Annotated in this window: 9 protein-coding genes; 6 read left to right on the forward strand and 3 right to left on the reverse strand. The window is 55.5% G+C overall.

Translation table 11 applies throughout. The annotated features are described in order from the left end of the window. The coding region (gene lysS / locus LARV_RS00770; protein ID WP_075071846.1) for a lysine--tRNA ligase at nucleotides 1-1404 on the forward strand (1404 nt) is incomplete at its 5' end. Between the two features lie 68 nt (nucleotides 1405-1472). On the opposite strand, the gene LARV_RS00775 is transcribed toward lysS, so the two are convergent. Together LARV_RS00775 and LARV_RS00780 are read right to left on the reverse strand one after the other, a co-directional pair. Then, nucleotides 1473-4919 carry an FG-GAP-like repeat-containing protein gene (locus LARV_RS00775; protein ID WP_172797747.1) on the reverse strand — a complete coding sequence of 1149 codons (3447 nt, stop codon included), beginning with the start codon at nucleotides 4917-4919 and terminating at the stop codon, nucleotides 1473-1475. 264 nt (nucleotides 4920-5183) lie between these two features. Further along, nucleotides 5184-6374, reverse strand: a complete 1191-nt coding sequence (locus LARV_RS00780; protein WP_075071848.1) for a hypothetical protein — start codon at nucleotides 6372-6374, stop codon at nucleotides 5184-5186. 159 nt (nucleotides 6375-6533) lie between these two features. Between LARV_RS00780 and LARV_RS00785 the strand changes: the two genes are divergently transcribed. The 5 genes from LARV_RS00785 to LARV_RS00800 all read left to right on the forward strand — a co-directional run bounded on the left by LARV_RS00785 (nucleotide 6534) and on the right by LARV_RS00800 (nucleotide 10291). Continuing rightward, nucleotides 6534-7637 (forward strand): winged helix DNA-binding domain-containing protein, encoded by a 1104-nt coding sequence (locus LARV_RS00785; RefSeq protein ID WP_075071849.1) that lies wholly within the window; start codon nucleotides 6534-6536, stop codon nucleotides 7635-7637. An 85-nt stretch (nucleotides 7638-7722) separates the two neighbouring features. Further along, nucleotides 7723-8232 carry a hypothetical protein gene (locus tag LARV_RS00790; protein WP_075071850.1) on the forward strand — a complete coding sequence of 170 codons (510 nt, stop codon included), beginning with the start codon at nucleotides 7723-7725 and terminating at the stop codon, nucleotides 8230-8232. 22 nt (nucleotides 8233-8254) lie between these two features. Then, on the forward strand, nucleotides 8255-8413 hold the full coding sequence (locus tag LARV_RS19990; RefSeq protein ID WP_201785848.1) for a VOC family protein: 159 nt from the start codon (nucleotides 8255-8257) through the stop codon (nucleotides 8411-8413). A 203-nt stretch (nucleotides 8414-8616) separates the two neighbouring features. After that, entirely contained in the window at nucleotides 8617-9243 is a 627-nt protein-coding gene (locus LARV_RS00795) for a DUF47 domain-containing protein (RefSeq protein WP_172797748.1), read from the forward strand. 19 nt (nucleotides 9244-9262) lie between these two features. After that, nucleotides 9263-10291 carry an inorganic phosphate transporter gene (locus LARV_RS00800; RefSeq protein WP_075071851.1) on the forward strand — a complete coding sequence of 343 codons (1029 nt, stop codon included), beginning with the start codon at nucleotides 9263-9265 and terminating at the stop codon, nucleotides 10289-10291. A 49-nt stretch (nucleotides 10292-10340) separates the two neighbouring features. On the opposite strand, the gene LARV_RS00805 is transcribed toward LARV_RS00800, so the two are convergent. Beyond that, on the reverse strand, nucleotides 10341-12434 hold the full coding sequence (locus tag LARV_RS00805; RefSeq protein WP_172797749.1) for a heavy metal translocating P-type ATPase: 2094 nt from the start codon (nucleotides 12432-12434) through the stop codon (nucleotides 10341-10343). Between the last annotated feature and the right edge of the window lie 64 nt (nucleotides 12435-12498).

A 12498-nucleotide genomic window follows, 5' to 3' on the forward strand; every position in this document is an offset into this window, starting at 1 on the left:
CAGGCCATCCAGGCTTTCGAAGCCACTGAGGCCGCCGGCAACGCCGATCCGGTCCAGGTGACGGTCGCCGGACGGTTGCGCTCTTCACGCCCGATGGGCAAGGTGACCTTCGCACACATCGAAGACGGCAGCGGCCGCCTGCAGCTTTTCATGCGAATCAATGAAATCGGCGAGGAAGCCCTCAAGCAGTTCACCGAACTCTTCGACCTGGGCGATTTCATCGAAGCCAGCGGCAGCATGATGCGCACTCGCACCGGCGAAATCACCGTGCATGTCAGCTCCTTCCGTATGCTCGCCAAGGCCATCACACCCCTGCCCGCCGCCAAGGATGAAGTGGTGGACGGCGAGGTGGTGCGCCACGCCCAGCTCTCCGACCCGGAAACTCGCTACCGCCAGCGCTACGCCGACCTGGCCGTGAACCCCGAGGTGCGGGATATCTTCCGCAAGCGCGCCGCGATCACCCACGCCCTGCGCGATTACCTTGATTCGCACGACTTCCTCGAGGTCGAAACGCCAGTCTTGCAGCCCATCTACGGCGGCGCCGCGGCGCAGCCCTTCGTCACCCACCACAACCAGCTTCACCAGGACCTCTACCTGCGCATTTCCTTCGAGCTGTATCTCAAGCGCCTGCTGGTGGGCATGTACGACCGCGTGTATGAGATCGGGCGCGACTTCCGCAATGAAGGCGTATCCTTCAAGCATAACCCCGAGTTCACCCAGCTCGAATTCTACTGGGCTTACGCCGACTATGAAAAGGTGATGACCTTCGTCGAAGAAATGCTGGCCTATGTTTGTGACACCGTCCTGGGCACGCGTACGTTCGAATACAACGGCGCCACCATCGACATGAACCTGCCGTTCAAACGCCTGAGCATGCGGGATGGTATTCTGGAGAAATCGGGCATCGACATCAACGCCTACCCGACCACCGAGAGCCTGTCAGAGGCCATGCACGCCAAGAACATCGCCTTCAAACCCGGTTTGAAGCGCGGCAAGCTGGTGGACGCCCTGCTGAGTGAGTTCCTCGAACCCACCCTGATCCAGCCCACCTTCCTGTACGACTATCCGCGCGACATTTCGCCGTTGGCCAAGAGCAAACCCGGCGACCCTGGCACGGTCGAACGTTTCGAGATCTACGCCGGCGGCATGGAACTGGGCAACGCCTTCACCGAATTGAACGACCCGCTCGATCAGGAACAGCGCTTCCTCGAGATGGGCCGCACCTATGAGGCCGGCGACGAAGAACGCCATCCGCTGGACGAGGATTACCTCCAGGCCATGTCCTACGGCATGCCGCCCACCGGCGGTTTTGGCATGGGCGTCGAGCGCCTGACCATGCTGCTCACCAACAAACCCACCATCCGAGAGGTCATCCTCTTCCCGCACCTGAGGGAAGAGAAGTAGGAAAGTTCTGAGTTGATGAGTGATGAGGTGCGGCCAGGTTTGGCCGCGCCTCATTTTCAACTTCCCTCTCAATGTCTGATCAAATCATCAGTCTGCGCCGAATCGGGGAGAAGCTCCTGCAGGTACCCGGTAAAGTTCGGAGAGGAAAGACCTGGCGCAGCCTCCGATTGGGTTGTTTCCAGCGCTGATAAAGATCCCCCTGGGAGCAGCCTGACAGAAAAATTGTCATAACGCACGTCTGCATTCGGCATATTGGAATAAGGGATAATGAACAGACCTACGCCGGTCAAACCGCTGACACGTCCATCGGTCCAGGTTCCCAGAACGCTGCCATTGATACCCAATGTAATCTGGTTGCCGTTGCGGGTTACCATTAAGTGATTCGAAGAGCCATTGTGGATCAGCGCTGAATATTGCCAGTTAACGATCGCTTCATACCCATTGGCCCCACGATAGAAAAGAGCATATTCCTGGTAATCATTATTCACCACAAACAGATAGTAATTATTGAAACCCTCGTCCAGTCCAAAGAGCAAACCATACCCATCCCCACGGACGTTCACCCAGCGTGCATCCGCTTCAACGATGTAGTTCTGCCGTTTACAGGTCGGGGCCATGATCAGATAGATATATTGGGGATCTTTTGCCTGCAGGCGGTATTCGCCCTTGATATATTCGGTCAGAAGATAGGCGTCGTTGTTAATGGGCCAGCCGGTGGTGCTATTTTCAAACGTATCGAGAAAATCGGCGCATCCCTTTGTACATAAAGGAAGAAATGTCATATATCCGATCATCGTCTCGGCATCGATTACCTTGCTGAAAGTTCCGGCAGTCAACTGCGCCGAGTTGTGCAAAACTGCAGGCATCTGGATGTTATTCACCAACACCTGATAAGTCAGCATGACCGTCTCTTCAGCACTTAGAACCCCAGTCCAGGTAATGATCCCACTATTGAACACAGCGTCACCACTCGACGCTGAAAGCGAATCGGGCACGTAGCTCACTCCGGCGGGCAGCGGATTGACGGCCGATGCGTTTGAGTAGGTCTCCCCTCGCAAGTTATTGATCTCGATGGTATACGTCAGTGAATCGCCCGGTAGCGCATTCCGGTCTGAAACGCGCATTCTGGAAAGCGTCAGTGGATCCGCTTCGACGCTTTCAAATTGATAAAGTGCATAAGACGATCCGACAACAATTTCCCGGTTACTGTCATGATCGATCTGGTTAATCGGAATCTGATTAAACCCACCCAGGGCGTCTCCCAGATAGCTGCTTTGCCACAATAAATCTTCCGTATCACTTGTATAGACCATCAAATAACCGGAACTACAGACTACCCATTCAGGAATTTCGTCTTTATCCAGGTCAGCATATTTCAAGCATGCGATTGGTTTGGTGGTAAACGAGATTGTCTTTTCCAGCACATAGGAAGTGCCATTGAAAATATCGATAGCCCCATCTGAAAGCCCCACCAGAATAGATTGCCTGCCATTTTGATTCATATCACCCACAGCCAGGGAATAGGCCGTCGTTGGGATCAGTGCCTTTAATTCATGCGTCACCCCATTAAATACATACACTGAACCACCCTTGATCGAGACGATAATCTCCACTTGATGATCCTGATCCACATCGGCCAGTTGGATATCGTACACATTTCCCCGGTATGTATCCTGGTTAATACTTTGCCATTTGACTTCCGAAGTCTCTCCATCAAAAACAGTGATGTAAGGACCCAGACCGCCAGTATTTCTGCTCGCCCAGCCAACGACGATCTCCATTTTTAAATCGCCATCCACATCCCCGATCTCCAAAGCAGTCGTACTTTCCCCAGAATTTTTTTTACTTTGCCGTTCCAGGGTATGCGTGGCGCCATTATAAATTTGTATCAATCCATCATAAATGTCAGACGTAGCCAGAACAAATTCCGTCTGCCCATCCTGATCCACATCGCCAATCCGCAGTGAGGATATCCCAAACCAGGCATTGATTCCCGGAAGATCCTCGCTTTGCCATTCCAATGCATGTGTATCTGCATCAAAGATGCTGACGATTCCATCGTCATGCCCTGTATTACTGGATTTCGAGGCCATCACAATTTCAATCTGGCCATCATCATCGACATCCCCGGTATCGACCGCATACAATGGACCGTCCACATCGATGTTTTGCCATTCGATTGTATTGGAAAGGATATCGGCTACGTATAAGTGAACCGCTCCAATGATTGATTGTTGGCCCCCCCACACTACTTCCAATTGACCGTCATGATCCGTATCACCTGTTGCGAGCCCATTTAGGCCATTGGATGGATTGCTAATTTGCCAAAACACCTGATGCGTTTGTCCATCAATCGCATAAAGAGAACCCCATTGGGCATCACCATAAACGATATCTGGCCGATTATCTCCATTTACATCCGTCAAAGTTAATGCATCAATATCCATTTTTGTAGTGATTTCCCACATTGGGGACTCTGAGGTCGCTTTATAAATGGTAATCTTGTAATAACGTTCTGACTCAACAATTTCATAAATACCATCTCCATCGATGTCACCTATCGCCACTTGAGCCCCATAACCGGAAGCCTCGGGAAAATACCACTCCACATTGCGCGTCGCGCTGTTTAACACATAACCTCTACTGGATACGATTTCCGAATTTCCATCGCCATCCACGTCCCCTGCGGAGAGATTTCCGCCGTAGCCGCTGGTCTGCCAAATCAACAGGAATGTCACTGCGTTATAGGCAACAATATCTGTACCATTCGAGATTATGATTTCGAATGTTCCATCTCCATCCGCATCGGTAACGATCATAGAGTTAGGTACCAACGCGCTAGAGAAAGACCCAATTAAGCTGAAATCTGTCCCACTATAAACAAACACCCTTTTATCTGACAGGGCAACATAAATTTCACTGAACGCGTTTCCATCCACATCAGCGGTCAGCATCTTTTGTATATATTGGGTATAAATTTCACTAAAATACACTTGTTCATAATTCGCCGAATCAATCGATCGTAGTACGAACCAGCGATTATTTGGGCCATGGCTCTCAGCCAATGTTTCACCTGCAACCACCTCCAATGATCCATCATTATCAATGTCAGTGATGTTCAAGCCACTAATGCCTAACTCTGTTCCAAAAATAGGATATGACCATTCATTAGAAAGTAATGATTCTTCAGATAGAAGGGCTGAGGGAGGCTGATTTTCCATTTGACCTTCAACAGAGTTGAGCGAGTCTCCAAATGGGTTATCAGAAACCTTTTTCTTTCCAATGACGTTCAGATTTACGCCCAAAACCTCCTGGGAGAATCCACCTGAAGACTTCTGGATATAATTTCGCACAATGTTTTTATCGAAACCAACAGCACCATTTACATCTTCCTGGGCATTCCTATTAAGATGCGCAGCCTGAACCGCTGTTACGGGCTTGCCAGATGCGATTGCCGAAAACAGGATGGCTACAAAGACCAGCGATGAGATCAGGATGCGAGTCGTTTTTTGCATGCTTGACTCCATGGATTGTTGAGGGTGAGGTTGGAAGCGGTGCCCTTGTTCCATTAAATTTACTTGTCTTTGAAAGAAAGATTCTAGGGGTGTCAATACCGAATAAAATTATTCCTATTCAATGCACCAACTATTTTACAACATGTCGAATAAAAACGATGACCCTTCAGCCAATAAAAAAAACCAAAGGAGCTGATAGCGACTCAAAATCAGCTCCTTTGGGTCAAAGGCGGATTCATTCCTCCTTGTGGTGTCTACACCGAATTACTCTTGCACCGCCTCCGCCAGCAATCCTTCCAGCGTGACGCCTTCATCGAACAGGCGTGACTGCCAGCCCGGCGCGAAGCGATCCAGCAGCGCCGCCTGAGCGAAGCCGGTATAGTAAAAACGACCGTCCTCATCCGCGTTGGCTTCGCGCAGGATTTGCTGGATTTCGCCATCCCACTTTTTCTGCCCACTGCGATAAGCGTTGAACTCTGAATCCTGCGCTGTCCCGGCCAGAGGCTGGTAATTGCTCTGCATGCCAGCCAGCCTGTAAGCAGTCAGCTCGCTGTACTTGGCAATGCCCTCTTCCCACTCCTTCAACTGCTCGATTCGAATGAGCACGCTGGAAAGACCTGCAGCTTCCCGGCGGTCAGCGCGTTGTTGGAGAAATTCGCGCGTTAATTTCATTGCTTCGGCATCCTCCCCGGTCTCGAGCGCTGCGTTCAGCGTTTCCAATTCTGTCTGCCAGCCGGCTTGAAAACCTTGATCGTCATATGGATAAGTCGATCGATAACTTGCGTAGACCGTTTCGGCATCTTCCAATTTCTGTTCGGCCTGCATCCCCTGGTAGGCGTGCACCGATTCATGCAAAAGGAGCGTGGCGTACACATCGCTGCCCGACAGGAGCAAATTGCGCATGAATAATTTGACCGGCGCGATGGGTTGCAGCCAGGCCGGCAGCTGCTCTTTGAAATCATTTTCACCCCAGGCCCACAGATAGTCCATTGTGCCCAGGCTGGCCGCCCACGCATCCCCCACCCGCACCGTAAAACCCTCCGGGGTCTCGCCACTGGCCGGTAATTTTTGCCGGTAGTAGGGCTGCCCATCGAAATCCTCCCCCGGCGTCACTTCCCAGGCCGACCCCATGTGTTTGCCGCTGGGAACCACGGTCCAACCGTCCGCAGGATCCTTCAAACCGATCAGAAATGCATAGCTTCCGTTATAGATCACCACCGGAATCTCGGCCTGCGCGAAACCCGGCAGCGCCTGATCGCCCAGCGAATGGCGTAAATGGAACCCCTCCGCCAGTCGAACCTTTTCCATTTCGGTGAGATGGTCCCGATCGACCGATAGCTCCGGTTGGAGAGCGTTCATCACGACGATCGACGCCGTCAGAACCATACACAGCCCCACCAGCGACAGCACAATCGTCAGAAGGATGCGCGGAGCGCTTTTCTTTTGCGTTTTCACTTTTCAACTCCTCTTGCAGGACGAACCCTGTTAATCCTTGCCCGGCTTGTAATCATATGCCATAAACTCTTTAAAACACACCTTCTTTTGTGCGATCTTTCACAAGCTAATGGACCAAGACCGGCCTGGCCGGTTGACCGGTATGGTACACTTTTCACGATGAATAAACTCGATCTGGCCGCACTTCGCCTGCGAAACCAACGCATCCAGGCCGGGCGCTTCGAGCACCCTGAGGATGTCGCTTCCTGGATGGGCGCACTGCAAGCGCAGGATTACGCCCAGGCAGTGTGGGCGCTTGGACTGCGCACTCAAACGGCCACGCTGGCGGACGTGGAAAATGCGATTACCGCCGGTAAACTGATCCGCACTTGGCCCATGCGCGGTACGCTTCATTTCGTGGCGCCCCAGGACGCCGGATGGATGTTGAACCTCTCCGCGGAGCGCAGTTTCGCGGCGGCGCGGCGGCGCAACGAACAGTTGGAACTGGATGCAGGCGTGTTCGAGCGCAGCCAGCGCCTGTTCTTCGATGCCTTGCAGGGCCATCATTTGCTGACCCGCTCGCAAATAATGGAGTTGCTCGAGCAGGCCGGTATTTCGACGCAGGGTCAGCGCGGCTATCACATCCTCGTCCAGGCGGCCCAGAGCGGTTTGATCTATATGGGTCCCATGCTTGGAAAACAGCAGAGCTTCGGGTTGTTGAACGAACTCGCGCCCCAATCGAGATCCTTTTCCCGCGCCGAAGCCCTGGCCGAGCTGGCGACCCGATACTTTACGGGCCACGGCCCGGCCAGCGTGCGTGATTTCACTTGGTGGGCCGGACTCAAGCTCAGCGATGCGCGCGCCGGGTTGGCGGCCGCGCGAGGATTGACCCGCCTGCGGATTGATGAAATTGAATACTGGCTACCGGCGGAGGACCTGGACGGAAACGAAACCGCGAAGCCCAACCCACACCTGCTGCCGGGTTTCGACGAATACTTCATCGGTTACAGCGATCGCAGCGCGCTGATCGAAGGAAAGTATCTGGCACGCATCGTTCCCGGCGGGAACGGCGTGTTCTATCCCATGCTGGTGGTCGGCGGCCAGGTCGTTGGCGTCTGGAAGCGGGCCGTTAAAAACCGCGGCCTCGAAATCAACCTGACTCCATTTCAGGCATTGAAGATTCCAGAAGAGCAGATCGGGCCGGCCGCCGAACGCTATGCCCGTTTTCTGGGGCTGCCGTTGACAAAATTATCCCTGTCGCAATCGGAAGGCCTGTCAGCTTAAAATTTCAAAATATTACTTGACAATATGGATAATAAATATATACTCTAAAGAACATACGTTCGATGATCGAGGAGCAAATGTTCAAATGAGTACCCTTCCCTTCTCCACCCTGACTCAAGCGCTCGACGTCCTGTTCATCGAAGCCTACGCCGGACCACCCGATCCGCATGCCACCTGGTGGATCGATAACGAACCCGATTGCGGCATCCTGGGCATCTTGAAGAACGTCACCGCCGCCCAGGCTTCGACCTCGGTCGACGGCAGCGGCAAAGCCGGTTCGACCATCGCCGCCAACGTCGAGCACCTGCGCTGGTCAATGGCCAATGCCAACGGCGCCCTGCGCGGCGAGCCCTACAAGCAGAACTGGGATGAAAGCTGGGCGTTGGTCGATGCGGACGAAGCCAAATGGGATCAACTCCGAGCCGGGCTGCGCAGTGAATACGAATCGCTGCGCGAAGCCATCCAAAAACAACAGGATCTGCAAGGCGACTTTTTGCTCGGCGTCATGGCGCTCATCCCTCACGCCGCCTTTCACCTGGGCATTTTGCGCCAGATGATCGAACGCGTGCATCAGGCGCAATCGGCCGGCATCTGACGAACGCCGCCGGCCCGCAATCGTGTTTGGCATTGGCGATTTTCAAAAAGAATTCGAAAGGCTCAAGAAGGTGGGCGTCGTCTTTCGCCAGGAGCCGACCCGCCAGGATTGGGGCGGCTATCTGGCGCTCTTCGAGGACACCTGCGGGAATCTGATTCAACTCGCCCAGCAATTCGCCTGAGCAAGCGCCAGGAAGAGATGACGATGCGTTCGATTCCACGTTAAGAATCGAACGCATCGTACATTAAGGATCATCTAATGGATGTCTTTTTCAGTCCCTCTTAGTTAACCAATTGTTAAAATTACAGTTTCAAGTTAATCTTATGTTAAGGGTATAATTCCCCGTAGTCCGTAAAATCTTAAAAATTTTATCTGGAGGGACCCTTGAATTTTACATTCCTGCCCGCGGAAGTAAAATTTTATGACTATTTTGAAAAAGCAAGTTCAAATTTAGTCGACGGCGCCCACCTGCTTAAGAACCTTGTTGAAGACTTCCAGAATATCGAAGAGCAGGTCGGCCAGATCAATGAAATCGAGCATAAGGGTGATTTCATCGTCCACGAAGTCACCGAATTACTGCCGCGCACGCTCATCACCCCCATTGATCCGGAAGACATCATGCGCCTGGTTTCGGCGCTGGACGATGCGCTGGATGCCATTCAGGCCGCTGCCCAGCGCATGTCCATCTATCAGATTACGGAAGTCCGAAAGCCCGCCCGGCGCCTGGCCAGCCTGATCTTCGAAAGCGCCCAGGAACTGGATACGGCCATCAAGGGATTGCGTGACAAAAAGGAATTCGACCACATTCGCGAGCGCGTCATCCAGATCAACACACTCGAGAACAACGGCGACCGCGTGCTGTATGACGGACTGGTCAGCCTGGTTGCGCACCGCGAAGACATGTTCGAATTTACGCGTTGGAAGGAAATCTACGAGCTGCTTGAAGCCACCACGGACCGCATCGAAGACGCCGGAGACATCATCCTGCGTGTGATCATCGCCAACGCCTGACGCATTCCAGCCCACACCTATGGATCTTACTCTCCTGCTCATTATCATCATCATCGTGATCGCGCTGGCCTTTGACTTTGTCAACGGCTTTCACGATGCGGCGAATTCCATCGCCACCGTCGTTTCGACCCGTGTCCTCACCCCCGGACAGGGCGTTCTCTGGGCGGCGTTTTTCAATTTCGTCGCGGCCTTCACCTTTGGAACCGCCGTCGCCGAAACCATCGGCGGCGGATTGATCGATGTGACCAAGGTCGACAACTTCGTCATTCTGGCCGGATTGGTCGGCGCGGTTGTCTGGGATTTGATCACCTGGGTACTCGGGCTGCCCACCAGTTCCTCGCACGCGCTCATCGGCGGTTACGCCGGGGCGGCTGTGGTCAAAGCCGGTTTCAATGTGCTCATCATCAGCGGCTGGGTTAAAACCCTGGCTTTCATCATCATAGCTCCCGTGCTGGGCTGGGTGTTGGGCACCTTTTTCATCACCATCATTTACCGCCTCTTCAAACACCAGACTCCCGCCCGCACCGACCGGACCTTCCGACACCTCCAACTCCTTTCGGCCGGATTGTACAGCCTGGGACACGGCACCAACGATGCGCAGAAAACCATGGGCATCATCGCGGGCGTGCTCTTTACCGTCCCTACGTACAGACACCTGGTTTCGAATGCAGCCGGTCATCTATCCATTCCGTTTTGGATTGTGATGATGGCTCACGCCGCAATCGCGTTGGGCACCATGTCCGGCGGCTGGCGTATCGTCCATACCATGGGCAGCAAGATCACCAAATTGAAACCCATCGGCGGCTTTGCAGCTGAAACGGCCGGCGCCATCACCCTGTTCACCTCCACCAGCATGGGTATTCCCGTTTCGACCACCCACGTCATCACCGGCGCCATCGTCGGCGTGGGCACCGTGCACGGCAAGCGGGCCGTCAACTGGCATATGGCCAGCCGCATCGTCTGGGTGTGGCTCTTCACCATCCCGATTGCCGCACTGATCTCGGCGGGTGTCTACGAAGTCATCCTGCTGATTCAACACCTCTTTTAATTCTCAATGCACCCAACAGGCCGGCGCAACGCCGGCCTGTTTTTATTTTTCAATCCTGCTTCAACAAGCGCGATGAATTCCCCAGAATTCCCAGGTCGGGCAGCGACTGCAGGGCCGCCGCCAGGATGGGCGGCAGGATGCCGAAGGCGGCCAGCGTCAGGCCCACCGTATTGTAGACCAACGTAAAAATAAAGTTCATCTTCACCACATGCATCGTGCGCCGGGCAATGCGAAATAGGCGCGGCAGCAGGCTCCAATCGTCGCGCAACAGGGCGATATGCGCCGCCTCGATGGCCACGTCGCTGCCGTACGCGCCCATGGCAATGCCCACGTTCGCCTGTGCCAGCGCGGGCGCGTCATTGACGCCGTCGCCCATCATCACCACCGTGCGCCCTTCGGCCTGGTATTCCTTCACGATGCGAATCTTGTCCTCGGGCAGCAAATTGGCGCGGTAAGCGATGCCCAATTGCCCGGCAGCGGCCTGCGCCGTGCGTTCGTTGTCGCCGGTCAGAAGTTCGATGTGTTTCACGCCCAGCCCTTTCAACTCCGCCAGCGCGCCCGGCGCCTCCGGTCGCAGCGCGTCGGCTGCCGCCAGCACCCCGGCCAGCGCACCGTTCGTTCGAACATAGAGCAGCGTCTTGCCCTGGCTTTCCAACGCGGCGGCCCGGGCCGGAATCTCATCTTCACCGAGCATGCGCCAACTGCCCACCTCGATGGTCACGCCGTTCACGGCTGCGCGCACACCTCTGCCCGGATCGGTGCTGAAATCGCGCGGCTCCAGCAGGCTCAGTTCGCGCTCCAGCGCAGCCGAGCGCACCGCTTCGGCCAGTGGATGCTCCGAATAGCGTTCGGCCGAAGCCGCCAGGCGCAGCAATTCATCTTTGCCCAGGCCGTTCAGCGGCACCACATCCGTCAGGCGGGGCTTGCCGCTGGTCAGCGTACCGGTCTTATCGATCAACAGCGTGTCCGCCTTGGCCAGCAGCTCCAGATAGCGCCCGCCTTTGATCAACAAGCCGTGCTTCGCGCCTGCGCCGACCGAAGCCAGCATGGCAATCGGTGTGGCCAGGGCAAACGAGCACGAGCAGGCCACCAGCAGCACTGCCGCCGTGGAGAGCGGATTGCGGCTGATCAGGTAGGTCGCCAGCGCGATCGATGCCACCACCGGCAGATACCCGGCGGCAAAGCGGTCGCCCAGGCGCTGCACGTCGGCGCGGTTGGCCTCGGCCTCTTCTACCATTCGCACCACGCGTCCAAACGTGGTGTCCGCTCCGACCTGCGCGGCGCGCACCCGCAGGCTGCCCAGTTGCGCCAGCGTAGCGGCGTAGACCCTGGCGCCCGGTCCGGCTTCCACCGGCATCGATTCGCCGGTGATGGCCGCCTGGTCAAGTGTGGCCTGGCCTTCCAACACCTCGCCGTCCACGGGGATCTTTTCGCCCGGCCTTACGATCACCACTTCACCCACGGCCACCTGGTTCACCGGAATTTCCATTTCCGCGCCGCCGCGCTCGACGCGCGCCGTTTGCGGCGCCAGCGCGGTCAGGTCGCGGACGGCTTTGCGCGCGCGTTCGGTGGTGAATTTCTCGGCGTAGTCGCCCACGCGCATGAAAAACACCGCCACCGCCGCCGTGGCCCACTCACCCACCGCCAGCGCGGCAATCACGCCCATCGTCATCAGCGTGTGCGCGATAATCTGTTTGCGCAGCGCGGCCTGGATCACATTTTTGAACACCGGAAAACCGAACAGCAGCACCAAACCAACCCCAACCGGGAAGGGCACCCAATCGGTGACCTTCTCGAACCAACCCAGCCATTCGCCAAACACCACCCCAAACAGCACCACGCCGAACACAATACCGAAGATGGTCATAATTGGCCGGGTGAAATTCTGCAGCGTCCGGGCGGGGGGCGGCTCCACCGGAGCATTTACCTCCGGAACCTGATATCCCGCCGCGGCCACCGCCCGGCGGATCATGGGCAAATCGACCAGCACCGGGTCGAGCTGCACGGTGGCGCGTTCGGCCGCCAGCAGCACCGTCACCGACTTCACACCCGGCAGCGCGGCGATGGCATGCTGCACGTGCAGCGTGCATTCCACGCAATCCATACCTTGGATGGGAACTTCGAACTTTTGAATTTTGGACATGCATCGCTCCAGAAAACGAGCTACCGTTCTTGGGAACAAACTCAACAGCGGGGTGCCCGGGGTG

It is taken from the genome of Longilinea arvoryzae, from assembly GCF_001050235.1.
In the GTDB taxonomy this organism is placed as follows: Bacteria; Chloroflexota; Anaerolineae; order Anaerolineales; family Anaerolineaceae; genus Longilinea; species Longilinea arvoryzae.

Excerpts from the sequence above, each read along its gene's own strand:
- LARV_RS00800 (WP_075071851.1), top strand. The coding sequence starts at position 9,263 with ATGGATCTTACTCTCCTGCTCATTATCATCATCATCGTGATCGCGCTG.
- LARV_RS00775 (WP_172797747.1), bottom strand. The coding sequence starts at position 4,919 with ATGCAAAAAACGACTCGCATCCTGATCTCATCGCTGGTCTTTGTAGCC.
- LARV_RS00790 (WP_075071850.1), top strand. The coding sequence starts at position 7,723 with ATGAGTACCCTTCCCTTCTCCACCCTGACTCAAGCGCTCGACGTCCTG.
- LARV_RS00785 (WP_075071849.1), top strand. The coding sequence starts at position 6,534 with ATGAATAAACTCGATCTGGCCGCACTTCGCCTGCGAAACCAACGCATC.
- LARV_RS00805 (WP_172797749.1), bottom strand. The coding sequence starts at position 12,434 with ATGTCCAAAATTCAAAAGTTCGAAGTTCCCATCCAAGGTATGGATTGC.